We start from the raw sequence: 22,231 nt of genomic DNA, 5'->3' as shown, positions 1-22,231 counted from the left end.
CATGGGGTGGCCGTGCAGGTCGAGTGTGGCGCCGTTTGCGCCGCCCTGGCAAGGTCGGCGCGACGCCGCAGGCGTTCGCCTTCGGTTCGACAGTGCCTTTCCGGTCGCGAATCGGACGCATGCGGGCAACGAAACAGGCCTGCCTCCAGGCGTTCCAAAGGCGGCTTCGAGCGCTATCTTTCCGTCATGGCACCAAACGAATCCGACCCGACCATCGACCGCTTGAGCGCCGCCCTCGGTGATCTGCCCCGACGCGGTCCCCCGCCCGTCGACCAGTGGAACCCGCCCTATTGCGGCGCCATCGACATGCGCATCGCCGCCGACGGGACGTGGTTCCACGATGGTGCACCGATCCGGCGCCCGGCCCTGGTGAAGCTGTTCGCTTCCATCCTCCGGTGCGAGCCGGACGGCAGCATCGTGCTGGTGACGCCGGTCGAAAGCGTTGGAATCACCGTCGAGGATGCCGCCTTCGTCGCCGTCGAGATGGCGGTGGAGGGCGACGGCGACGGTCGCCGCATCGCGCTGCGCACCAACGTCGACGACCTCGTGGCGGTGGGTTCCGACCATGCCCTGCGGTTCGAGGAGGACGAGGCCGGCGGCCTGCGCCCCTACGTGCACGTCCGGCGCGGCCTGTGGGCGCTTGTGACCCGGGCGCTGACCTACGATCTCGTGGCTTTGGCCGAGGAACGCGACGGCTGGCTCGGCATCGCCGCCGGCGGCACGTTCCACCGGATCGCACCCACCGCCACCGCATGAGACTCGACGCCGTCGCCGAGCTCATCGACCGCGCCGCCCGGTATCTCGACGCGGAACCACCCGGGCCGGGTGACCCGACGGCCAATCCGCGGGGCGACCACGATCTCGACGGCATCGACGTCGTGCCGCCCGGGCCACACCGGAATGCGGCGGTGCTGGTACCGGTGGTGCCGCGTCCCGACGGCCTCGGCGTGGTGTTCACCGTGCGCTCCGCGCACCTGCGCGATCATTCCGGCCAGATCGCCTTTCCGGGCGGCAAGATCGATCCCACCGACGCGACGCCCGCCGACGCGGCCCTGCGCGAGGCCCGCGAGGAGATCGGCCTCGAGGCCGGCGCCATCCGGACCCTCGGCTACCTCGACCCCTACCTCTCGGCCACGGGCTTCTTGGTGATGCCGGTGCTCGGACTCGTCGATCCGGCCGCCACCCTGCGCCTCAACCCCGACGAGGTCGCCGACACGTTCGAGGCGCCCCTATCCTACCTGCTCGATCGGGGTCGACGCCGAATCGAGACCGCGACTTGGCAAGGGCGCACCCGGCGCTACTACGTGATCGCCTACGGTGATCATCGGATCTGGGGCGTGACCGCCGGCATCGTGAACAACCTCCACGAACGCCTGTATCCCCCATCCGGCACGTCGCCGCGAATGAGAGTGTCATGATCCGCAAGCTCGTCGAGGAAGTGCTGATCTTCCTCCTGCCGTTCCTGCTGTTCGCGGGCTATCTCGCCCTCAGCGGCCGGCATCCGCGCCATCATGCCCATTGGGAGGGCAAGGTCTTTCGCCTGACCATGGCGGGAATCGTCCTGGTGATCCTCTCCCTCGTCGCCACCGGACTGTTCGGTGAGCGCCATCGCGGCGGCTACGTACCGCCGCGCCTGGAGAACGGCGCGGTCGTGCCGGGTCGTTTCCAGTGACGGCGCACCGCCTCGACCCGGATGGGCTGGGCACCCTGCTGGCGACTCCCGGCCTCGCACGCGTCCTGGCCGCGCTGCGCGTTCCGGGGGAACACACCCGCCTCGTCGGAGGCTGCGTCCGCGACGCGCTCCTCGGGCATCCGTCCAACGACATCGATCTCGCCACCACGCTCCTGCCGGAAGCCGTCGTGGCGTGCGCCAGGCCGGCGGGCCTGCGCAGCATCCCCACGGGTATCGAGCACGGAACCGTGACGCTGATGGCCGGGACTGCGACGTTCGAGGTCACGACGTTGCGCGAGGACATCGAGACGGACGGACGTCACGCCGTGGTCCGGTTCGGCCGCGACTTCGGCCTCGATGCGCAGCGGCGGGATTTCACCATCAACGCCCTCTCGGTGGATGCCGAGGGTCACCTCCACGACACGACCGGCGGCCTCGCCGATCTTCGTGCCGGCCGTGTGCGCTTCATCGGCGAAGCCGCGACCCGCATCCGCGAGGATGCGTTGCGGATCCTCCGATTCTTCCGCTTTCACGCCCGCTACGGCGCCGAAGCACCCGATGCGGAAGGGCTTGTGGCCTGCATCGGCGCCCGGGCCGCCCTCGACGGCCTGTCGCGGGAGCGCGTGCGCGGTGAACTGCTGAAACTGCTCCTCGCCACTGGGGCGGTTCCGGCCGTGACCGTTCTGAGCGAGACCGGCCTCCTCGGCCGGCTCGTCGGCGGGATCGGTGACCTGCGACGGTTCGGACGGACGACCCGGCACCCCTGGGACGCGCCGGCGCGGCTGGCGGCCCTTTCGGTGTTCTCGGCGGACGATGCCGAACGCCTGACCGCTCGCCTGAGGCTGTCGAAGGCGGAACAGAATCGGCTCGGGCGCTATGCCCGTGCGCTGGTGGCTCTGCGGAGCAGAACCGTGATCGACGTGATGGAGATGCGCAGGCTGGCGGCCGCTCATGGTGCCGAGCCCATCGCCCTGGCCAGCGACGCCCTTGGGGCGTGTCCGTTACAAATCACGGCGGAGGCCGGTGATCTACTCGGGCTGATGGTACGGGGCGAAGTGTCGGTTCCAGTCTTCCCCTTGACCGGGTCCGACCTCGTCGCACGGGGTATCCCGGCTGGACCGGAGATCGGGCGCCGCCTCGGACGGGCGCGGACGCAGTGGCTCGCGGCCGGCTGCCCGGCTGACGAAGCCGCGCGCGCGGCCTTGCTCGAGCGCGCGGCTTCGTAGATTTCGGGCCGGTTCGACCTCAGAGCGCGAGGGCGACCTTTGCATCCTGAAGCTGGACGATCTGGCCGTTGAGCTCGTCCTTCTTGGCGAAATCCGTGGTCGCGTCGCGCAGGAGTTCGACGGCGGCGATATCGCGGTCGAGGGATTCCGGTGTGATCTCCTCGAAGGGATTGGCCCGTTCGGCGATGACGGTGACGGAGGTCGGCCCGATATCGGCGAAACCGCCGCGTACGAGGACGCGCTTGCCGGCGTGGCCGGCCTCATTGATCACGATGACGCCGACCTTCAGGGCGGTGAGCACCGGAGCATGGCCCGGCAGAACGGTCATCTCCCCCTCGATGCCGGGAAGCTGCACGGCCTCGATCGGGCCGGAATACACCGTCCGCTCGGGACCGACGAAATCGAACTGGAAGGTGGCCATGACGTCGCGAATCCCGGTTCGGGTGTGTCTGTCGTGCGGTACGGCGCGCGGCCCGGGGCCGTGCGCCGCAGAGGGTGTCAGGCCCGGCCGCGGCCGGCGACGAAGCCGACCCCGAGGCCGAGGGCCGCGCCGATCACCGCGAAGATGCCGATATGCTGCATCTGGCCGGTGGTCAGGGTGCCGCCGGACGTACCCGCCGGCTTGTCACCCTGAACTTCGAGGCTGAAATCCCCGATCTTGATTTCGGCGGCCTGGGGCCGGGTGAGGTACCCGGCCAGGGCGCCGACGACGAGACCGACGAGGAGAAGACCGATCTTGCTGTTCAAGATCAGGCCGCCGCCGCGATCTTCTTGGCCTTCTCCTTGGCGTCCTCGATGGTGCCGACCATGTAGAACGCCGCCTCCGGCAGATCGTCGTAGTCACCGTTCACGAGGCCCTTGAAGCCCTTGATGGTGTCGGCCAGCGGGACCTGGATGCCGGGCGAGCCGGTGAAGATTTCGGCCACCGAGAAGGGCTGGGAGAAGAAGCGCTCGATCTTGCGGGCGCGGGCGACGGTGAGCTTGTCCTCTTCCGAGAGCTCGTCCATGCCCAGGATCGCGATGATGTCCTGCAGGGCCTTGTAGCGCTGCAGGGTCTGCTGGACCTGACGCGCTACCGCGTAATGCTCCTCGCCGAGAACGGCGGGGTTGAGCATGCGCGAGGTCGAGTCGAGCGGATCCACGGCCGGGTAGATGCCCTTCTCGGCGATCGAGCGGGACAGCACGGTCGTCGCGTCTAGGTGGGCGAACGAGGCGGCAGGCGCCGGATCGGTCAGATCGTCGGCCGGCACGTAGATGGCCTGCACCGAGGTGATCGAGCCCTTGGTGGTGGTGGTGATGCGCTCCTGCAGGGCGCCCATATCGGTGGCGAGCGTCGGCTGGTAGCCCACGGCGGACGGGATGCGGCCGAGCAGCGCCGACACTTCCGAGCCGGCCTGGGTGAAGCGGAAGATGTTGTCCACGAAGAACAGCACGTCCTGGCCCTGGTCGCGGAAATCCTCTGCGATGGTCAGACCCGTGAGAGCGACGCGCGAGCGGGCGCCGGGGGACTCGTTCATCTGGCCGTACACGAGGGCGCATTTGGAGCCTTCGGCCGAGCCGTTGTTCTCCTTCGGGTCCATGTTGACCTTGGACTCGATCATCTCGTGGTAGAGATCGTTGCCCTCGCGGGTGCGCTCGCCGACGCCGGCGAACACCGAATAGCCCGAGTGCACCTTGGCGATGTTGTTGATCAGCTCCATGATCAGCACGGTCTTGCCGACGCCGGCGCCGCCGAACAGGCCGATCTTGCCGCCCTTGGCGTAGGGAGCAAGAAGATCGACCACCTTGATGCCGGTGACGAGGATCTGCGACTCGGTGGACTGCTCGGCGTAGGACGGCGCGGGCTGGTGTATGGCGCGCAGGGTCTCGGAGACGATCGGGCCGGCCTCGTCGATGGGCTCGCCGATGACGTTCATGATGCGGCCGAGGGTGTTGAAGCCCACGGGCACTTTGATGGCCTCGCCGGTGTCGGTGACTTCCTGACCGCGCACAAGGCCTTCCGACGTGTCCATGGCGACGCAGCGCACGGTGCTCTCACCGAGCTGCATGGCGACTTCGAGGACGAGACGGTTGCCGTTGTTCTTGGTCTCGAGGGCGTTCAGGATCTCGGGCAGGTGGCCGTCGAAATGCACGTCGACCACGGGGCCGATGACCTGGGTGATCTTGCCGACCTTGTTGGAGCCGGCGCCGGGGGTAGCGGTGTTCGCCATGATACGGGTCCTTCGACGATGTTGCGGTCAGGGTGCCGGAGCGGCCTAGAGGGCCTCGGCGCCCGAGATGATTTCGATGAGTTCCTTGGTGATCATGGCCTGACGCGTACGGTTGTAGATCTGCGTCTGCTTCTTGATCATCTCGCCGGCGTTGCGCGTGGCCGAATCCATGGCACCCGTGCGGGCTCCCTGCTCGGAGGCGGCGTTCTCGAGGAGCGCCCGGAACACCTGCACCGTGAGGTTGCGCGGCAGCAGGGTGTCCAGGATGGCCTCCTCGCTCGGCTCGAACTGCAGGGCGGCGTCCGGGGCCGTGGCACCGGTCTCAGGCAGTTCCGCCGGGATCAGCTTCTGGGCGGTCGGAACCTGGGCGATCACCGAGCGGAAGCGCGAGTAGAACAGCGTCGCGACATCGAACTCGCCGGCCTCGAAACGGGCGATGACGCTGTCGGCGATCTCGGCGGCGAATTCGTAATCCACCGGCTTGTTGCCGCGCAGATCGCGGTTCTCGATGATCTGGTCGCGGTACTGGCGGCGCAGGAGGTCGTAGCCCTTCTTGCCGACGGTGACGATCTTCACCGTCTTGCCCTCGGCGGTGAGCCGGCGGATGTGCTCGCGGGCCAGACGCACGATCGACGAGTTGAAGCCGCCGCACAGGCCGCGATCGGCCGTGCAGACGATGAGGAGGTGGGTCTTCTCCGAGCCGGTGCCCGAGAGCAGCTTCGGACCCTGGACGCCGCCGACGAGGTTGGCGGCCAAGTTGCCGAGCACCTGGGACATCTTCTCTGCGTAGGGACGCGCGCTCTCGGCGGCCATTTGGGCGCGCCGCAGCTTGGCGGCGGCGACCATCTGCATGGCCTTGGTGATCTTCTGCGTGCCCTTCACCGAAGCGATGCGGTTACGCAGATCCTTCAAACTCGCCATGGGGTGACTTCCAGATCCATCCGCTGCGGCTCAAGGCGAGGTATCCGGCCTTCCGGATACCTCGCTTACACTGACGTTCGGCCGATCATCTGCGGATCGGCCGAGGGTCCTTCAGGCTAACGACTTGGCCACGGCCTCGACGACGCCCTTCAGCGTCTTGGCGCTGTCGTCGGACAGATCCTTCGAGTCGCGGATCTTGGCGAGCAGATCGGCGTGCTTGGTGCGCAGGGTCGAGAGCAAGGCGTCCTCGAACGGACGGACCTTCGAGACCGGCAGGGCGTCGAGGTAGCCGTTGACGCCGGCATAGATCACAGCGACCTGCTCTTCCATCTTCAGCGGCGAGAACTGCGGCTGCTTCAGGAGCTCGGTGAGGCGCGAGCCGCGATTCAGGAGCTTCTGGGTCGAGGCGTCCAGATCCGAGCCGAACTGCGCGAAGGCGGCCATCTCGCGGTACTGCGCGAGCTCGCCCTTGATCTTGCCGGCGACCTTCTTCATCGCCTTCGTCTGGGCCGAGGAGCCCACGCGCGAGACCGAGAGGCCGACGTTCACCGCCGGGCGGATGCCCTGGTAGAACAGGTCGGTCTCGAGGAAGATCTGGCCGTCGGTGATCGAGATGACGTTGGTGGGGATGTAGGCCGAGACGTCGTTGGCCTGGGTCTCGATGACCGGAAGCGCGGTGAGCGAGCCGTTGCCGGCGGCATCACCCATCTTGGCTGCGCGCTCGAGAAGCCGCGAATGCAGGTAGAACACGTCGCCGGGATAGGCCTCGCGGCCCGGCGGGCGGCGCAGCAGAAGGGACATCTGACGGTAGGCCACGGCCTGCTTGGAGAGATCGTCGTACACGATCACGGCGTGCATGCCGTTGTCGCGGAAGTACTCGCCCATGGCGCAGCCGGCGAAGGGCGCGATGAACTGCATCGGTGCCGCGTCCGACGCAGTTGCGGCGATGACGATGGAGTATTCGAGCGCGCCGTTGTCCTCGAGGGACTTCACGAACTGGGCGACGGTGGAGCGCTTCTGGCCAATGGCGACGTAGACGCAGTAGAGCTTGGCGTTCTCGTCGGTGCCCGCGTGGGCCGGCTTCTGGTTCAGGATGGTGTCGAGGGCGATGGCGGTCTTGCCGGTCTGGCGATCGCCGATGATCAGCTCGCGCTGGCCGCGGCCGACGGGGATCAGCGCGTCGATGGCCTTGAGGCCGGTGGCCATCGGCTCGTGCACGGATTTCCGCGGGATGATGCCCGGGGCCTTCACGTCGACGCGGCGACGCTCGGTGGTGGCGATGGGGCCTTTGCCGTCGATGGGGTTGCCCAGCGCGTCGACGACGCGGCCGAGCAGCGCCTTGCCGACGGGCACGTCCACGATGGCGCCCGTGCGCTTGACGGTCTGGCCTTCCTTGATGTCGCGATCGGACCCGAAGATCACGATGCCGACGTTGTCCTGCTCGAGGTTGAGGGCCATGCCGCGCACGCCCGACTCGAACTCGACCATCTCGCCGGCCTGGACGCTGTCGAGGCCATAGGCGCGGGCGATGCCGTCACCCACGGACAGGACCTGACCCACCTCGGAAACTTCGGCTTCCTGGCCGAAATTCTTGATCTGATCCTTCAGGATCGCGGAGATCTCGGCGGCGCGGATATCCATCGTCGGGCCTCTTGTCGTTGATTGATTGAATGGGGTGGAGAACGGGAGCGGGGGAACCCTGACGGGTTCTTACCGGGCTTCCCGCATCGCGAGGCGAATACCGTTGAGCTTGGTCCGCAGGGAGGCGTCCACCATGCGGCTGCCGATCTTGACCACTAGACCGCCGATCAGGCTGGGGTCGATCCTGAGGTCGAGGTCGATCTCGGCGCGGGCGACATCGCGCAAGCTGGCCTTGATCTCCTCGACGACGGCGTCGGAGGGCCGCTCGGCGACGGTGACCTCGGCGCGGACGATGCCCTTGGATTCACGGACCAGCACACGGAACGCGCGGATCATGTCCGGCAGGGCGAACAGGCGGCGGTTGGCGGCGGCGAGGCGGATGAAGTTCGCACCGAGACCGGTGATGCCCGCCTTGTCGAGTACGGCGCCGATGGCGGCCTCCTGCTCGGCTCCGGAGAAAACCGGGCTGCGCACGAGACGGCGCAGATCCGCGCTCTCGTTGAGCAGGCCGCCGAAGCGCTCCAGGCTCTCCGCCACGCCATCGACATTGCGCTCGTCGCGCGCCAGCTCGAACAGGGCCGACGCATAGCGCGCCGCCACGCCTGCAACCGGGGAAGCCGCCTCGGAACCGTTCTGCGCCACGCGCCGCTCTCTCTTCAATCCGGCCCTAGGGTTTCGGCCACCGCGTGCCGTGTCCGGCGCAGGTTTGCGAAACCGTCAGGATTGGGAACGTGCCGGTCTGCGCGGGTCATGGAAAAACCCGCCCTTCCGGCGCGGCGAGGGCCTAGCATGCGGGTTCTAGGGGCGCAAGACGATCGGCCACGCCGACACGGGACAGCCCGTCGAGGGGGTTGCGCGCCCGATCGGGGCACGGCCGCTCGTGCGACGCAGCAGCGTCTCGAACACGCGGTCGCGCCGAACGGTGGCGAAGGTGAGGCGGGCGTCAGCAGGCGATCCGGTCGCAACGCCGCGTGGCCGCGATCATCCGGGCCAGGGACTTGGCGCCGGGATGCCCGAGGAGGCCCGTGTTGCCGAGCACGTAGGACGGTGTGGCGGCAAGCCCGAGATCGGCCGCCATCCGCATCTGGGCCTTCAGGGCGAGGCGGACTTCCTCGCTGTCGCCGATGGTCTCCAGCTCGGCGGACGGCACGCCGAGCTTGGCCGCGGCCTTGAGGGCGCCGGTACCGTCGATGGTGCCGCGTCCGGCGAGAAGGATTCGGTACAGGCTCCATGCGGCGGCCGAGCCGAGCCGGCGTTGCACGGCCAGCACCACCTTGGCGGCCTGGGCCGATTGGGGCGCGAGGATCGGATTGTTGACGAGGCCGATGCGCAGAGTGGGATCGCTCTCCGCCAGCGAAACCATGTCGGAGGCGGCCTTTCGGCAGTACGGGCAATTGTAGTCGAAGAACTCGTACAGGGTCGTCTCGGCCTCGGCGGGCCCGATATAGGTCACCCCCTTCAGGCCCGGAATCTCGCCGACGATCTCGCCGGGCAGGCGCATGTTGGCGACGGGGCGGCCCTCGTCGCTGTCGACCTTGTAGGTCTGGCCGTAGCCCTGGGCGAACGCCCGGCCGGCGCCCGCGAGGCCGATGGCGGCGGTGGAGGCGAGAAAATGCCGACGGTCGAAGCGCATGGGGCGGCCCGGGATCGAGGAGAGGTCGGGCCGGGTTCTAATCCCGATCGGCTCGGGGCGAAACGCCTACTCCCGCATGGCCCCGGGCCGGTCGCCCGCCGCCCAGGCGAGCGCCTGCTCGAGGCGGTCGTTGCCCCAGAACAATTCGCCGTCGCCGGTGAGGAAGGTCGGTGCGCCGAAGATCCCGCGTGAGCGCGCCTCCTCGCCGTTGACGCGCAGGCGCCCCTTGTTCGTTTCCGATGCCGCCTGCTTGAGGATGATCGTCCCGTCGAGGCCGAGGCCGTTGAGCAGGGCGACCACGGCGGGCGGTTCGGCGATGGACTGTCCGCGCGCGAATTCGGCCTCGTAGACCGCCTTCGAGAACGGCACGAGCCAGTCGTGGTCCATGCCGTAGGTGGCGGCCCGCGTGGCGCTGAGGCTGTTCTGCGGGAACGGATCGGGACGCGTCACCGGCGGCAGGCCGATCCGGGCGGCCTCGCGCTCCACGTCGCGCCACATGTTGCGACCCTTGGCCGGGTAGAGGTTGAACGGTGATGAGTTCCAGCCCTGGGCGGCGAAGATCGGCCCGACGAGGAAGGGCCGCCAGCGCACCTCGACACCGGCCGCGTCCGCGAGGGCGTCGATCCGCATGGCCGAGAGATAGGAATAGGTGGATGCGAACTCGTACCAGAATTCGAGGGTCGGCCGGCGCGGCATACGTCGAATCTCCGGATTCTCTGGAAGCGGCCAGATTGGCCCCTGGGAGCGACGGGGGCAAGGTCGCCAGGGCCACTGTCACGCTGACGAACGCGTCGGCGGCACGGCGGTTGCACCGTCCATCGCTCCGCTGATAAGCCGCGCCAGACGCCCGATGTCCGAACCCGAAGCGAGTCCGATGCCAGACGCGAACCCGAAGCCCGTCAACAAGGTCGTGCTAGCCTATTCGGGCGGTCTCGACACCTCGATCATCCTGAAGTGGCTGCAGACCACCTATGGCTGCGAGGTCATCACCTTCACGGCCGATCTCGGCCAGGGCGAGGAACTGGAGCCGGCGCGCAAGAAGGCCGAGCTCCTCGGCATCAAGCCCGAGAACATCTTCATCGAGGATCTGCGCGAGGAGTTCGTGCGGGACTACGTCTTCCCGATGTTTCGCGCCAACGCGGTCTACGAGGGGGTCTATCTCCTCGGCACCTCCATCGCCCGGCCGCTGATCGCGAAGAAGCAGATCGAGATCGCCGAGCGCCTCGGCGCGGATGCCGTCTGTCACGGCGCCACCGGCAAGGGCAACGATCAGGTGCGGTTCGAGCTCGGCTATTATGCGCTCAAGCCCGACGTGACCGTCATCGCCCCGTGGCGTGAGTGGGACCTGAAGAGCCGCGAGCAGCTCATCGCCTTCGCCGAACAGCACCAGATCCCGATCTCGAAGGACAAGCGCGGCGAGAGCCCGTTCTCGGTGGACGCCAACCTCCTGCACGCCTCCTCCGAGGGCAAGGTGCTCGAGGATCCCGCCGACGAGGTGCCGGACTACGTCTATTCCCGCACGCTGTCGCCGGAAGAGGCGCCCGATACCCCCACCATCGTCACCATCGGCTTCGAGAAGGGCGACGCCGTCTCCATCGACGGCGAGGCGCTGTCGCCAGCCTCGCTGCTCGCCAAGCTCAACCAGCTCGGCCACGACAACGGTATCGGCCGCCTCGATCTCGTGGAGAACCGCTTCGTCGGCATGAAGAGCCGCGGCATGTACGAGACGCCGGGCGGCACCATCCTGCTGCCGGCCCACCGCGCCATCGAGTCGATCACCCTCGACCGGGGTGCGGCGCACCTCAAGGACCAGATCATGCCGCAATATGCGGAGCTGATCTACAACGGCTTCTGGTTCTCACCGGAGCGGGAAATGCTCCAGGCCCTCATCGACAAGAGCCAGGAGATGGTCACCGGCGAGGTCCGGCTGAAGCTCTACAAGGGCGGCATCCACGTGATCGGCCGCACCAGCCCGAACTCCCTCTACGATCAGGACCTCGTCACCTTCGAGGAAGGGGCCGTGGCCTACGATCACCGCGACGCGGCGGGCTTCATCAAGCTCAATGCCCTGCGCCTGCGCACCCTCGCCCAGCGCAAGAAGAAGCTCGGCGCCTGAGCCGCGCGGCCCTCCCCCGCAACGGGGGAGAGCTTGTCCGAGCGGTGGTCAGGCCGGGATCCAGCCGGCCACGCCTCTCCGGAACATTCCCGGGCCGAGATCGGCGTAGCGCAGGAAGATCTGCAGGGCCGGCTGCATCTCGTGGTGCAGGGTCGGTGGCTCCGAGGCGGTGCCGTAGGGCCGGGCCACGTCGATGGCCGGCACGTCACGGGCCGTGTCCCACACCACGTTCAGGGCCTGCACCAGGGCGATATGCTCGGCTGTGATGTCGAAGGTGACGTGCTCCGGCGTCTCGCCGGTGGTCTCGTCGCGGAACACGTCGCCGACATCGGCCGAATCGAGCTTGGCCAGGGTGTTGTGATAGGCGTAGCGCCCCGGTTTGAGGACCGCGTTCGCGCAGAACACCGCCAGCCCGTCGCCGAGGGTCCGGTGCTCCTCGTCCGCGCCGTCGTCGTCGCCGGTGACGTTGAAGATGTCGCCGTCCCGATCCGTGCTGCCGTAGGGCGCGTCCGGATGGACGATGGGGGCGCCGCTCCCCTCCCGGTTCCAGGCCACCACCATCCGGCGGATCAGCGCGATGCGCTCCAGGGTGAGTTCGAAGGTCGGCTCGGTCATCGCGTGTCTCTCTGGAAGCGTTCCGGCCTCCTCTAACGGATGCCGAGCGCCTCCGCATCCGGCGAGACGTAGAGCACCCTCAGATCGGCATCGGGTACGAAGTCGGTGGCGGTGAAGGCGAAGGTCGTGGGGCCGGTCTTGACGAGGCCGTTTCGGCACAGGCTCACCAGAGTCTTGGGATGCCCCTTGTCGACGGTGAGCGCGAAAGTCCCGATGGTGCCGGCCCAGTTGCGTGCCGTGGTGACGATGTAGGGGACCACCACGGCGCGGACGACGGCGTTCGGGCCTCCGCCCGCATCGACCGGCTTCGCCCCCGCGGCGGCGATGATCCGGCGCAGCCCCGCCGCCCCCGCATCGTCGAGGCAGTAGCGGGCGCGGAAAGCCTGGTCCTTGAGGTCGCTCTCGCCGATCAGCAGACTGCCGTTGACCGGCCGGTAGACGTGCTCGACGACAAGGTCGCGCCCGGGCGGAAACGTCTGGTCCCAATGGAATTTCGCTTCGCTGCGCCAGAGGCCCTCGCCCATCTCGGCTGCCTCCGGAATCAGCTTGGCGGCGACGAGTTCGGCCCGTGCGGGCCGCGACAACTTGGCCAGCGCCTTGGCGAGGTCGTCGCGCCGCATGGGGTTGAGGGGAATGGCGTGCTTGCGCAGGAGATCGCCGACCTCGCGGTCCCCGAGGAAGGCGCGCTCCTCGAGTTGCGGGGTCAGGGGTATGCCGTCCACCGCCACCGTGAAGCCGACGAAGTTGGCGCTCGATTCATCGGGCAGATCCTGGGCCGAAAAAGAGAGTTCGGCGCCATCGATGGGGGGCAGCGGGAAGGCCACCCGCACGGTGCGGGGGCTCGCCGAGCGATTGCGGAAGACGTAGCGCACGGTGATTCGTTCGAGGCCGATGCGCAGATCCTCGCGAACGAGACCGATGTCTCGGTCCTTCACCAGGACGAGACCGCCGGCGTCGAGTTCCGCCGCGCTGTCGTTCGCCCGGGCGGGCGAGACCGGGACCGATGTGAACAGGTTCGCCGACAGGAGGACGGCCGCAACGCGGAGGGATGGGCGTGGGAGCATGCGGAGCATGGCGTGCGATCGTCCGGAATCGAGGCCGGCGCCGAATCACCGGGCGGATCGCGATATCACGTCGGCCGCATCGAGAAATCCTCAAACGCGGGTCACGAACCGCGACGGCGTTTCCCGCCGCCGCCTCCGCGCCCCGGGTGTCGAGGTGGGGCTATCGTTTGAGGCAGCCCATCAGCCCGCCCACCCCGTTCATTCGGGCCTGGATGCGAGCGGCCGCCGCGCGAACGCCGCGCGACGGCAGGGCCGGGTTGCGCAGGATCGGATTGGGCAGCACCGCCGCGAGCAGGGCCGCCTCCGCGCGCGTCAGGTCGCGCGCGGGTTTGCCGAACCAGCGCTGCGCCGCGGCTTCGGCTCCGAACACCCCCTCGCCCCACTCGGCGACGTTGAGGTAGACCTCGAGCATCCGGCGCTTGCCCCACAGGGCATCCGTCGCCAGGGCCAAGGGAATCTCGAGGCCCTTGCGCAGGACCGACCGCCCCGGCCACAGGAACACGTTCTTCACGGTCTGCATCGAGATCGTCGAGGCGCCGCGGCTCGGGCCTTCCTCGTCGTCGACCACGTCCCGAAGGGCGTTCCAATCGACGCCGCCATGCAGGCAGAACCGCTGGTCCTCCGAGGCGATCACCGCCTGGACGAGGTGGGGCGAGATCGCCGACAGGGCCACGGCCTGCCGGTCGACGGCCTTGAGGGCCGCCCATCGCCCGAGCATCAGGGTTGAGGGCGGGGTCACCGCGCTATAGACGAGCGCCATGACGAGCAGGAAACCCACCGCGAGGGCGGGCACCAGCAGCACGAGGCCGACGAGCCTGCGCAGGCCGCGGCCACGGGCCGGGCGTGCGGCTGCCTGGGGAGGCCTGCGCCGCAGGGGCCGCTCGGCACTCTCGGCCTCGTCCTGAATTCGAACCTCCTCCGCTCGCGCCACGCTCACACTTCCGAAGGCCCGCCCGACCATGACGTCAACGCAAGGATCTCACGCTTCGGTCAAGGCGGATGCCCCGGTCGACGCGTTTTCCCACAGGCTCGCCACGGTGGCCGACACCGTCGAGGCCTGGCTCGCCGACCGCCTGACCGCCGAGACGCAAGCCGGCGAGATCACCCGCCCCGTGCGCCTGATGGAGGCCATGCGCCACGCCGTGCTCGGCGGCGGCAAGCGCCTGCGCCCGTTCCTCGCCGTCGAGACCGCCCGCATGCTCGGCGGCCCCGAGGCCGGGGCGCTCGCCGCCGGCTCGGCCATCGAACTCGTGCATTGCTACTCCCTCGTCCACGACGACATGCCGGCCATGGACGACGACGACCTGCGACGCGGCAAGCCGACCGTGCATAAGGCCTATGACGAGGCCACCGCGATCCTGGTCGGCGACGCGCTTCAAACTCTGGCCTTCGAAGTCCTGGCCGATTCGGCCTGGCAGCCCGATCCTGCCATCCGGGCCGATCTCGTGCTCGGCCTCGCCAAGGCCTCGGGCCTCGGCGGCATGGTCGGCGGCCAGCTCCTCGATCTCGGGGCGGAAGGGCGCTTCGGAGCCGTCTCGCTCACCGTCGACGATACCTTGCAGCTCCAGGCCATGAAGACCGGCGCGATCCTGGCCTTCTCGGTGGAGGCCGGCGCCATCGTGGGCGGCGCGACGCCGGACCAGCGTCGCGCGCTCCTGCGCTACGGCCACGCCCTGGGTCAGGCTTTCCAGATCGCCGACGACATCCTCGACCGCGAAGCCTCGGCGGAAGCCATGGGCAAGGCGACCGGCAAGGACAAGGACGCCGGCAAGGCCACCCTCGTCGACCGCCTCGGCCTCGACGGCGCACGTGCGGAGTGCGATCGTCTCGTGGGCGTCTGCGAGGATGCGGTCTCGGCCTGGGGCGACAGGGCCCAGATCCTGCGGGACGCGGCGCGGTTCACCGTGGCGCGGAAGGTCTGAACACCCGCAACCCCAAATGCTGCGGCTCCGCCGCAGCCCATCGTACAGCGTCCGACGGGACGATGAACCCAGGCGAGTTGATCCCATGACCACCTACAAGCTCCTCCTCCTGCCCGGCGACGGCATCGGCCCCGAGGTGATGGCACAGGTCGAGACGGTGATCGGCTTCCTGGGGCAGGCCGGCATCGCGGCGTTCGAGACCGAGCACGACCTCGTCGGCGGCAGCGCCATCGACGCCCACGGCGTGGCGCTCACCGACGCGGCCCTCGCCCGGGCGGATGCGGCCGATGCGGTGCTGCTCGGCGCCGTCGGCGGTCCGAAATGGGCCGACGTCGCCTACGAGATCCGCCCCGAATCGGGCCTTCTCCGCCTGCGCAAGGATCTGGGCTTGTTCGCGAATCTGCGTCCGGCGATCTGCTACCCGGCGCTCGCCGACGCCTCCGCTCTCAAGCGCGAGCTCGTCGAGGGCCTCGACATCATGATCGTACGCGAGCTCACCGGCGGCGTGTACTTCGGGGAGCCGAAGGAGATCACCACCCTGCCCGACGGGTCGAAGCGCGCCGTCGACACCCAGGTCTACACCACGGGCGAGATCGAGCGCATCGCCCACGTCGCCTTCGATCTGGCGCGCAAGCGTTCGGGCCGGGTCGCCTCGGCCGAGAAGCACAACGTGATGAAGTCCGGCGTCCTGTGGAAGGAGGTCGTCACCCGGGTCCATGCCGAGTACACGGACGTGGCCCTAGAGCACGTGCTCGCCGACAATTGCGCCATGCAGCTCGTGCGCCGCCCGAAGCAGTACGACGTGCTCGTGACCGACAACCTGTTCGGCGACGTGCTCTCCGACGTGGCCGCCATGCTCACCGGGTCCCTGGGCATGCTGCCCTCGGCGTCGCTGGGCGCCGTCGATGATAAGGGCTCGCGAAAAGCCCTCTACGAGCCCGTGCACGGCTCGGCACCGGACATCGCCGGGCGCGACATCGCCAACCCCCTCGCGATGATCGGGTCGCTGGCCATGGCACTGCGCTACTCGTTCGGCCTCGGCGAGGCGGCGGATCTCCTCGACGGCGCGATCACTGACGCCCTCGCCAGTGGCGCCCGCACCCGGGACATCGCCGCCGAGGGCGCACAGGCGCTCGGCACCGCCGGGATGGGCGATGCCGTCGTGGCCGCCCTCAAGGCGCGCATCGGCTGAGGAAAACTCGGCCGTCACGGCTTCGCCACGAGCGGAGCCGTGTTGTCGCCACATCTGTCAAGTTAATCTCTCCCCGTAGTTACCAGCCGCGGGGACGAAGAGAGCACATGCAGGGTCGCACGGTCGGATCGTCACGGACTGCCCTCGCCAACGGTCCCGTCAAGGGTCCCCTCCGCGGTCGTTCCGCCGCGATCGTTTCGTCCCCCACTTCCGACGCCCTGACCCTCGGCGGCCGCGTCGGCCGCGAACACGGCAGCCGGGCGGCGCTGACGCGCTCCGTCCTCCTGGTGACGCTTCTCGTCGGTGGGCTCAGCGTGGCCCTCCTCAACGGGGTCGGTCCGGCCGGGTCCGGCCTCGGTGGCGTGGTTCAGTCGGCTCAGGCCATGACCACCGTGGCGATGCCCCGCCCGCGCGTTCAGATCGCCCCGCCCGCCATTCTCGGGACTCCTGCGAGCGTCCTCTCCGCGTCGGCCGCCTTCGCGCCGATCCACGACCTCGATACCGAACTCGGCTCCAACGCCGTCGACCGGGTCTCGTACGACTTCCTCATCACCGAAAGCGCGGTGGGCGATCCCAACGACGTCCTCGAGTTCGGCCCGATGAAGATCCGCCGCCACCTCGTGCAGAAGATCGTCCGCGCGGCCCAGGCCGTGCAGACCGACCCGGTGCTGCTCATGGCGGTGGCCGATAAGGAATCGAGCTTCAAGACCGAGGTGCAGGCCCAGACCTCCTCGGCCACCGGCCTGTTCCAGTTCATCGAGCGGACCTGGCTCGGCGTGGTGCGTGATTTCGGACCCAAGCACGGGCTGACGCAGGACGCCGCCCTCGTGACGACGGGCGACAACGGCCGCCCCGCCGTCGCCGATCCGGCCGAGCGCACCCGCATTCTCGAACTGCGCCGCGACCCCTACCTCTCCGCCCTCATGGCCGGTGAGATGCTCAAGCGCGACGCCGCCCGCATCGCCCTGCGCATCGGCCGCGACCTGTCGCTGGGGGAGGTCTATCTCGCTCACTTCCTCGGACCGGACGACGCCGAGGAGTTCCTCGCCACCGTTGCCGACAAGCCCAAGGCCGCCGCCGCCCAGATGCTGCCGGGGCCCGCGCGCGCCAACAAGACGATCTTCTTCGCGGCTCAGCGCGGACGCCGCAAGGCGACGAGCCTGTCCGTGGCCCAGGTTCACGAGAAGTTCGAGGCGATGATGAGCGCGCGCGGCGCCCGCTACCGGGATGTCCGCTCCGTGGCCGGCGTCATGGCCTATGCGGACGCCTCTGCGGACTGATCCGCGACCGCATCGCGAAAGCACGATCGGATTTTCGGCAACCCAGCGTGCCCTCCCGGCTTTAATGTAGGTGTGTCCGACACTCGGCCCACCACGAGACCGTAACGCTGGAGGCTCCGCTTGGCCGATTTCGAGGCCGATACGAACGGCACGCCGCACCGTCGCGTGCCAGAGGGAGGTGTGTTCGGTCCCGCCGACACCCTGAGCCCGAGCCTGTCCCTCGACCGAATCGGTCAGGCCCTGGCCTCGTTCTACGACGATCTCATCGCCGAAGGGGTGCCCGAGCACTTGGCCGCCCTCGTGCGCCAGGTTCGCCAACCCGAGCCCGCCCCTGTCGTCCCTAACCCCATCGCCGGCAAGTCCACCTCCAAATCGGGCAAACTCGCCCTCGTGGTCGAGGATGACGCGACCACCCGGGCCCTGGCGGAGGCCTTGCTCGAGGAGACCGAGCTCGGTGTCGTGGGGTGCGACAGCGCCGAGGCGGCCATCGAGATCATGCGCACGCGTGGCGGCGACGTGTCCCTGGTGTTTGCCGACGTGCATCTGTCGGGCGTCATGGATGGGGTTCAGCTCGCGTCCGCCATCGCCCTGCTGTGGCCGATGACCCGGCTCGTCGTCACCTCGGGCCAGCGCACGCAGCGACCGGGCAGCCTCGCCCCTCAGGCTGTGTTCATCCCGAAGCCGTGGCGTCCGATGGACCTTCTTGGCGAGGCGGAGCGGGCCTGCGCCGAGCCGCAGCCGATCCTGCCCTGAGGGCAACCCCGCCTTTTGCATCGCACCATCTCGCTTGGGCGCACCTCTTGCATTAATCGAGGACGAGACCGCGCCGCCCGGGGCGGTGGAGCCGATTCGTGCCGATTCTGTCCGTCCGCCACATCACCACGTATCGCTATCGTCAGCCGGTGGCGTTCGGCGAGCACCGGATCATGTTCCGGCCGCGCGACAGTTACGATCAGCGGCTCCTCTCCGCCGCCCTGAAGATCACGCCCGAGCCGGTGTCGTTGCGCTGGCTGCACGACGTGTTCGGCAATTGCGTCGCCGTGGCGTCCTTCCAGGGGCGGGCCTCTACCCTGACCTTCGACTGCACCATCACCCTCGATCACACGCCCGAACTCGCGCCGATCTTCCCGCTCGCCCCGCACGCGGCCTTCTACCCGTTCGGCTACGGCGCCGATGACATCCCCGACCTCAGCCGCTCGATGGAGCGGCAGCATCCCGATCCGCGCAACGAGGTCGACGCCTGGGCCCGCGGCTTCGTCCCGCCCAACGGCCGGATCGCGACCCAGGATCTCCTCGCCGAGATGACCCGCAGCGTTCGGCGCAACTTCGCCTACCTCGCTCGCTCGGAGAAGGGCGTCCAGGACCCGGTCACCACCCTGCGCTTGAAGCGCGGGAGCTGTCGCGACTTCGCCGTGCTGATGATCGAGGCCGTGCGGGCGCTCGGCATGGCCGCACGGTTCGTCTCCGGCTACCTCTACAACCCGCGTGGCGACCGTGAACGCCATGTCGGCGGCGGCTCCACCCATGCCTGGGTGCAGGTCTACCTGCCGGGTGCCGGCTGGATCGAATTCGATCCGACCAACGGGATCGTGGGCAACCGCGACCTGATCCGCGTCGCCGTTGCCCGCGATCCGCGCCAAGCCGTGCCTCTGCACGGCTCCTTCTTCGGGTTTCCCGCGGACGACCTCGGCATGACCGTGAGCGTCGCCGTGGATGAAGTCGAGCCGGGTGCTGGCGATGCACGGGTTCCGGACCCTATGATCGCGCGTTGACGGTCCAATTACTGCATTGCCCGGATCTTCCCGCGGGACACGACATTTCAAATTCGAGAGATTGGGTAAGCGTCATGAAGATCAGGACTGGGTTCGACATCGCCTTCGAATCGGCTCAGCCGACCCCCATGATCCTGGCGCTGAGCGTCCATCCCTCTCGGATGCCCGACCTGCTCACGCCGCATATGATCACCTTCGATCCGCCGATCCCGTCGCAGGAATACCGTGACGGCTTCGACAACATCCTCACGCGCATCGTCACGCCGATGGGGCGGCTGACCATCTCGGCCGATTTCATCGTGCAGGATTCCGGGCAGCCCGACGTGTACGCCCCCTGGGCACAGCAGATCGAGGTCCAGAACCTCCCGTCGGACGTGCTCGTCTACCTCCTCGGCAGCCGCTACTGCGACACGGACAAGCTGTCCGAGACGGCCTGGTCCCTGTTCGGCGGCACGCCCATGGGCTGGGGCCGGGTTCAGGCCATCGTCGACTACGTCCACGAGCGAATCCGCTTCGACTACATGTGTGCGGACGCCACCCGCACGGCCTGGGACGGGTTCATGCAGCGCCAGGGCGTGTGCCGGGACTTCGCGCACCTCGCGGTCGCCTTCTGTCGCTGCATGAACATCCCGGCACGCTACTGCACCGGCTATCTCGGCGACATCGGGATTCCGCCCGTGCCCGATCCGATGGATTTCTCGGCTTGGTTCGAGGTCTATCTCGACGGAGGCTGGTACACCTTCGACGCCCGCCACAACACGCCGCGCATTGGCCGCATCGTCATGGCCCGGGGCCGGGATGCCACGGACGTGGCGATCACCACCAACTTCGGCTACGCGCACCTCGCCCGCTTCGACGTGCACACCGACGAGGTGTTCTGATCGCGCGCGATCGGCGGAGAAACGAAATCTTCAGGGCCTCGTGGAACCGGCACCCTACGCTTACGCTTGTATAGCAAAGGTTACGCTTCAGGTAAGGCATCAACGATGAAGACCTTGGCCTCCGCCCTCGCGGGCATTCTCAGCGTCTGTGTCATGTCCAGCAGCCCGGTGCTGGCGAACCCCTACGATCCCTTCGGCGGCGATGCCGGCGAAGACTATTACGCCGACCCCGCTTACGGGCAGACCGGCGCGAGCCCCTATGGATACCAGGGCACGGTCGGCCAGGGTGTCCAGGCCGCTCCCCAGGCGCAGGTGGCTCCGATCCCGCGTGAACTCGTCGCCTTCCGGGGCGACTACAAGCCCGGGACCGTCGTGGTCTCGACCTCCGAGCGCCGGCTGTACTTCGTCCTGCCGGGTGGCGAGGCGATCCGCTACGGCGTCGGCGTCGGTCGCCCGGGCTTCACGTGGTCTGGAACGAAGACCGTGACGGCCAAGAAGGAATGGCCGTCGTGGACTCCGCCAGCCGCCATGATTGCCCGCCGTCCCGATCTGCCGCGCTACATGGCCGGCGGAGTCGAGAACCCCCTCGGTGCACGGGCCATGTACATCGGCAACACCGAGTACCGCATCCATGGCTCCAACGAGCCGGACACCATCGGGCAGGCGGTCTCCTCGGGCTGTATCCGGATGACCAACGAGGACGTCACCGACCTCTACGAGCGTGTCCGGGTCGGTGCCAAGGTCGTCGTTCTGAACTGATCCTTTCGGGCGCCGACCGGAAACCGACGTAAATCGAAAGCGCCGCCCCTTCGTTCGAGGGGGCGGCGATTTCGTGTCCGTAGACGGGGAGCAGGAGATGGGGGCCAGGCCGGTCCGTTACGGGACCACCCGGCCGACGGCGGTCTGCGGCGCGCTGAACGAGGCGATGGGCATGTCGCAGAAGCAGCGCACACCGAGGGGGCGCGGCCCCGGCAAGGGACAGGAATAGGGCTTGAAGCCCGTGAGACCGGACTGCACGGCATCGCAATTCAGGCCCGTCGCGACCCGGCGCGGCGGCGGACGCCCGTAGGGATCGTCATAGGCGCGGCGCGGCGGCGGCCCACGGTCGTCATAGTAGCGGCGCGGCGGCGGACGGTCGTAACCGTCGTCGTAATATTGTGCGCTGGCGCCTTGGGACCCGAGCACGGCGGTCAGGGCCGCGACCATCACGCTGATTCGGTAGGCAGGTCGCATCGGGATACGCAGCTCCTCGATTGATCCGGTCCGCTCGTGGCGGGACGCCCGGCGGGGCGCAACCGTTAAGGCATCGCGGCGCGGAGGGGAATCGGGTTTTCAAGCATGGCGCCTAGGAATATGGCGACTACGAAAACGGCCCGCCCCGCTGGGATGCGGGACGAGCCGTCGGGCGTCGATCGGTGGCTTGACCGAACCGGGATCTCGGACGAGCCGGATCTCAGTTGTTGGTGGCGTTGCGCAGGGCCTGCTCGGTGTCGGCGCCGGCCTTACGCGCGGCTTCGGCACCCTGCTCCATGGCCTTGCGGGCCTGCTCGGCCGATTCCTGCATGACGCCCTTGGCCTTCTCTGCGCTCTGCTGCATCGCCGTCTGAGCGAGACCGCCGAACTCCTTGGCCTGCGCCTGGATCGCCGCGAACTGGCTGCGGACGAACTCCGCCTGATGCTGCATGGCCTCCTGGAGGTCGCGCGAGCGGACCAGCTTCTGGGCGAGGTCGAAGGCCGCCGTCACGTTCTGCTCGGCGAACTCGAAGCCGCGGGCGGACACGTCGTGCGCGCTGGTGCGGGCGGTCTCGGCCGAACCCTGGACCGTATCGGCTGTGCGACGGGCGGCGCTGATGAATGAATCGAACGCCTTGCGGGCCTGATCGACACTCTTCTCGGCGAAGTCGCGCATCTCGGCGGGGACTTCATAATTCGGGGTGCTGGTCATCATCCTCTCCTTCTTGGACTGCTTGTTGATTCGTTCGTTGTGCGCTGCACAATAACACACCGTCCGCCCTATGCCACCCTGTGCGGCTGCATTAAGATTGACAACAGGTAAACGTGTGGCGCCACCGATTGATGTCCACTC

At 68.3% G+C, this 22,231-nt stretch carries 25 protein-coding genes; 12 read left to right on the top strand and 13 right to left on the bottom strand.

Annotation, left to right across the window (positions count from 1 at the left end; all coding sequences use genetic code 11):
• Positions 1–186 precede the first annotated feature (186 nt).
• Genes ASG60_RS12385 through ASG60_RS12370 form a run of 4 tightly spaced genes read left to right on the top strand, consistent with a single transcriptional unit; the run spans position 187 to position 2,898 of the window.
• The gene (locus tag ASG60_RS12385) at positions 187–756 is read left to right on the top strand and encodes a DUF1285 domain-containing protein (protein WP_056173671.1); all 570 of its coding nucleotides are present in this window, start codon (positions 187–189) and stop codon (positions 754–756) included.
• Complete coding sequence (locus tag ASG60_RS12380; protein WP_056385810.1) at positions 753–1,418, top strand: CoA pyrophosphatase; 666 nt, start codon at positions 753–755, stop codon at positions 1,416–1,418. Before ASG60_RS12385 ends, ASG60_RS12380 begins: the two co-directional genes overlap by 4 nt.
• Positions 1,415–1,672 (top strand): DUF6111 family protein, encoded by a 258-nt coding sequence (locus ASG60_RS12375; RefSeq protein ID WP_056173665.1) that lies wholly within the window; start codon positions 1,415–1,417, stop codon positions 1,670–1,672. Before ASG60_RS12380 ends, ASG60_RS12375 begins: the two co-directional genes overlap by 4 nt.
• Entirely contained in the window at positions 1,669–2,898 is a 1,230-nt protein-coding gene (locus tag ASG60_RS12370; protein ID WP_056385808.1) for a CCA tRNA nucleotidyltransferase, read from the top strand. Before ASG60_RS12375 ends, ASG60_RS12370 begins: the two co-directional genes overlap by 4 nt.
• Before the next feature lie 19 nt (positions 2,899–2,917).
• Here ASG60_RS12370 and atpC read toward each other — a convergent pair whose 3' ends face one another.
• The 8 genes from atpC to ASG60_RS12330 all read right to left on the bottom strand — a co-directional run bounded on the left by atpC (position 2,918) and on the right by ASG60_RS12330 (position 9,999).
• Entirely contained in the window at positions 2,918–3,319 is a 402-nt protein-coding gene (gene atpC, locus ASG60_RS12365) for an ATP synthase F1 subunit epsilon (RefSeq protein WP_056173659.1), read from the bottom strand.
• A gap of 77 nt (positions 3,320–3,396) precedes the next feature.
• The gene (locus ASG60_RS12360) at positions 3,397–3,645 is read right to left on the bottom strand and encodes a hypothetical protein (RefSeq protein ID WP_056305893.1); all 249 of its coding nucleotides are present in this window, start codon (positions 3,643–3,645) and stop codon (positions 3,397–3,399) included.
• Positions 3,646–3,647: 2 nt separating this feature from the next.
• Entirely contained in the window at positions 3,648–5,108 is a 1,461-nt protein-coding gene (gene atpD / locus ASG60_RS12355) for a F0F1 ATP synthase subunit beta (RefSeq protein WP_056173653.1), read from the bottom strand.
• Positions 5,109–5,153: 45 nt separating this feature from the next.
• Positions 5,154–6,029 carry a F0F1 ATP synthase subunit gamma gene (locus tag ASG60_RS12350; protein ID WP_056173650.1) on the bottom strand — a complete coding sequence of 292 codons (876 nt, stop codon included), beginning with the start codon at positions 6,027–6,029 and terminating at the stop codon, positions 5,154–5,156.
• A 111-nt stretch (positions 6,030–6,140) separates the two neighbouring features.
• Positions 6,141–7,670, bottom strand: a complete 1,530-nt coding sequence (gene atpA / locus ASG60_RS12345; protein ID WP_056173645.1) for a F0F1 ATP synthase subunit alpha — start codon at positions 7,668–7,670, stop codon at positions 6,141–6,143.
• A gap of 69 nt (positions 7,671–7,739) precedes the next feature.
• Entirely contained in the window at positions 7,740–8,312 is a 573-nt protein-coding gene (locus ASG60_RS12340) for a F0F1 ATP synthase subunit delta (RefSeq protein WP_056385806.1), read from the bottom strand.
• Positions 8,313–8,613: 301 nt separating this feature from the next.
• Entirely contained in the window at positions 8,614–9,303 is a 690-nt protein-coding gene (locus ASG60_RS12335; protein ID WP_056385804.1) for a DsbA family protein, read from the bottom strand.
• A 66-nt stretch (positions 9,304–9,369) separates the two neighbouring features.
• Positions 9,370–9,999, bottom strand: a complete 630-nt coding sequence (locus ASG60_RS12330; protein WP_056262085.1) for a 2-hydroxychromene-2-carboxylate isomerase — start codon at positions 9,997–9,999, stop codon at positions 9,370–9,372.
• Positions 10,000–10,177: 178 nt separating this feature from the next.
• Between ASG60_RS12330 and ASG60_RS12325 the strand changes: the two genes are divergently transcribed.
• Positions 10,178–11,419: an argininosuccinate synthase gene (locus tag ASG60_RS12325; protein ID WP_056174143.1), complete on the top strand. Its 1,242-nt coding sequence runs from the start codon at positions 10,178–10,180 to the stop codon at positions 11,417–11,419.
• Positions 11,420–11,467: 48 nt separating this feature from the next.
• Here the strand turns inward: ASG60_RS12325 and ASG60_RS12320 are convergent, their stop codons facing one another.
• The 3 genes from ASG60_RS12320 to mtgA all read right to left on the bottom strand — a co-directional run bounded on the left by ASG60_RS12320 (position 11,468) and on the right by mtgA (position 13,972).
• Positions 11,468–12,034: a hypothetical protein gene (locus ASG60_RS12320; protein WP_056173633.1), complete on the bottom strand. Its 567-nt coding sequence runs from the start codon at positions 12,032–12,034 to the stop codon at positions 11,468–11,470.
• A 32-nt stretch (positions 12,035–12,066) separates the two neighbouring features.
• Positions 12,067–13,107 (bottom strand): DUF4424 family protein, encoded by a 1,041-nt coding sequence (locus ASG60_RS12315; protein ID WP_244476650.1) that lies wholly within the window; start codon positions 13,105–13,107, stop codon positions 12,067–12,069.
• Positions 13,108–13,258: 151 nt separating this feature from the next.
• Complete coding sequence (gene mtgA / locus ASG60_RS12310) at positions 13,259–13,972, bottom strand: monofunctional biosynthetic peptidoglycan transglycosylase (RefSeq protein WP_244473074.1); 714 nt, start codon at positions 13,970–13,972, stop codon at positions 13,259–13,261.
• 85 nt (positions 13,973–14,057) lie between these two features.
• On the opposite strand from mtgA, the gene ASG60_RS12305 reads away from it, so the two are divergent.
• From ASG60_RS12305 to ASG60_RS12275, 7 genes are all read left to right on the top strand, one after another.
• A complete protein-coding gene (locus tag ASG60_RS12305) occupies positions 14,058–15,020 on the top strand; it encodes a polyprenyl synthetase family protein (protein WP_056173627.1) in 963 nt (320 codons plus the stop codon).
• Positions 15,021–15,105: 85 nt separating this feature from the next.
• Complete coding sequence (gene leuB, locus ASG60_RS12300) at positions 15,106–16,212, top strand: 3-isopropylmalate dehydrogenase (protein ID WP_056173624.1); 1,107 nt, start codon at positions 15,106–15,108, stop codon at positions 16,210–16,212.
• 107 nt (positions 16,213–16,319) lie between these two features.
• Positions 16,320–17,492, top strand: a complete 1,173-nt coding sequence (locus ASG60_RS12295; protein ID WP_056173621.1) for a transglycosylase SLT domain-containing protein — start codon at positions 16,320–16,322, stop codon at positions 17,490–17,492.
• A 213-nt stretch (positions 17,493–17,705) separates the two neighbouring features.
• Positions 17,706–18,245 carry a response regulator gene (locus tag ASG60_RS12290; protein WP_056386083.1) on the top strand — a complete coding sequence of 180 codons (540 nt, stop codon included), beginning with the start codon at positions 17,706–17,708 and terminating at the stop codon, positions 18,243–18,245.
• Between the two features lie 98 nt (positions 18,246–18,343).
• Complete coding sequence (locus ASG60_RS12285) at positions 18,344–19,264, top strand: transglutaminase family protein (RefSeq protein ID WP_056262094.1); 921 nt, start codon at positions 18,344–18,346, stop codon at positions 19,262–19,264.
• Between the two features lie 74 nt (positions 19,265–19,338).
• The gene (locus ASG60_RS12280; RefSeq protein ID WP_056385802.1) at positions 19,339–20,145 is read left to right on the top strand and encodes a transglutaminase family protein; all 807 of its coding nucleotides are present in this window, start codon (positions 19,339–19,341) and stop codon (positions 20,143–20,145) included.
• A 105-nt stretch (positions 20,146–20,250) separates the two neighbouring features.
• Positions 20,251–20,904: a L,D-transpeptidase gene (locus ASG60_RS12275; RefSeq protein WP_056385800.1), complete on the top strand. Its 654-nt coding sequence runs from the start codon at positions 20,251–20,253 to the stop codon at positions 20,902–20,904.
• 117 nt (positions 20,905–21,021) lie between these two features.
• On the opposite strand, the gene ASG60_RS12270 is transcribed toward ASG60_RS12275, so the two are convergent.
• Both ASG60_RS12270 and ASG60_RS12265 read right to left on the bottom strand, forming a co-directional pair.
• Positions 21,022–21,351: a hypothetical protein gene (locus tag ASG60_RS12270; protein WP_244473075.1), complete on the bottom strand. Its 330-nt coding sequence runs from the start codon at positions 21,349–21,351 to the stop codon at positions 21,022–21,024.
• A gap of 247 nt (positions 21,352–21,598) precedes the next feature.
• Positions 21,599–22,090, bottom strand: a complete 492-nt coding sequence (locus ASG60_RS12265) for a phasin (protein WP_056174137.1) — start codon at positions 22,088–22,090, stop codon at positions 21,599–21,601.
• Positions 22,091–22,231 lie beyond the last annotated feature (141 nt).

Source organism: Methylobacterium sp. Leaf469 (genome assembly GCF_001424745.1).
Classification (GTDB): domain Bacteria; phylum Pseudomonadota; class Alphaproteobacteria; order Rhizobiales; family Beijerinckiaceae; genus Methylobacterium.
The sequence above is the reverse complement of the archived record's forward strand: the minus strand, read 5'-3'. Positions and strand labels throughout refer to the sequence as shown.

Coding starts and splice junctions, on each gene's coding strand:
- ASG60_RS12385 (WP_056173671.1), top strand. CDS start 187: ATGGCACCAAACGAATCCGACCCGACCATCGACCGCTTGAGCGCCGCC.
- ASG60_RS12380 (WP_056385810.1), top strand. CDS start 753: ATGAGACTCGACGCCGTCGCCGAGCTCATCGACCGCGCCGCCCGGTAT.
- ASG60_RS12375 (WP_056173665.1), top strand. CDS start 1,415: ATGATCCGCAAGCTCGTCGAGGAAGTGCTGATCTTCCTCCTGCCGTTC.
- atpC (WP_056173659.1), bottom strand. CDS start 3,319: ATGGCCACCTTCCAGTTCGATTTCGTCGGTCCCGAGCGGACGGTGTAT.
- atpD (WP_056173653.1), bottom strand. CDS start 5,108: ATGGCGAACACCGCTACCCCCGGCGCCGGCTCCAACAAGGTCGGCAAG.
- ASG60_RS12350 (WP_056173650.1), bottom strand. CDS start 6,029: ATGGCGAGTTTGAAGGATCTGCGTAACCGCATCGCTTCGGTGAAGGGC.
- atpA (WP_056173645.1), bottom strand. CDS start 7,670: ATGGATATCCGCGCCGCCGAGATCTCCGCGATCCTGAAGGATCAGATC.
- ASG60_RS12335 (WP_056385804.1), bottom strand. CDS start 9,303: ATGCGCTTCGACCGTCGGCATTTTCTCGCCTCCACCGCCGCCATCGGC.
- ASG60_RS12330 (WP_056262085.1), bottom strand. CDS start 9,999: ATGCCGCGCCGGCCGACCCTCGAATTCTGGTACGAGTTCGCATCCACC.
- ASG60_RS12325 (WP_056174143.1), top strand. CDS start 10,178: ATGCCAGACGCGAACCCGAAGCCCGTCAACAAGGTCGTGCTAGCCTAT.
- ASG60_RS12320 (WP_056173633.1), bottom strand. CDS start 12,034: ATGACCGAGCCGACCTTCGAACTCACCCTGGAGCGCATCGCGCTGATC.
- ASG60_RS12315 (WP_244476650.1), bottom strand. CDS start 13,107: ATGCTCCGCATGCTCCCACGCCCATCCCTCCGCGTTGCGGCCGTCCTC.
- ASG60_RS12305 (WP_056173627.1), top strand. CDS start 14,058: ATGACGTCAACGCAAGGATCTCACGCTTCGGTCAAGGCGGATGCCCCG.
- leuB (WP_056173624.1), top strand. CDS start 15,106: ATGACCACCTACAAGCTCCTCCTCCTGCCCGGCGACGGCATCGGCCCC.
- ASG60_RS12295 (WP_056173621.1), top strand. CDS start 16,320: ATGCAGGGTCGCACGGTCGGATCGTCACGGACTGCCCTCGCCAACGGT.
- ASG60_RS12280 (WP_056385802.1), top strand. CDS start 19,339: ATGAAGATCAGGACTGGGTTCGACATCGCCTTCGAATCGGCTCAGCCG.
- ASG60_RS12275 (WP_056385800.1), top strand. CDS start 20,251: ATGAAGACCTTGGCCTCCGCCCTCGCGGGCATTCTCAGCGTCTGTGTC.
- ASG60_RS12270 (WP_244473075.1), bottom strand. CDS start 21,351: ATGGTCGCGGCCCTGACCGCCGTGCTCGGGTCCCAAGGCGCCAGCGCA.
- ASG60_RS12265 (WP_056174137.1), bottom strand. CDS start 22,090: ATGACCAGCACCCCGAATTATGAAGTCCCCGCCGAGATGCGCGACTTC.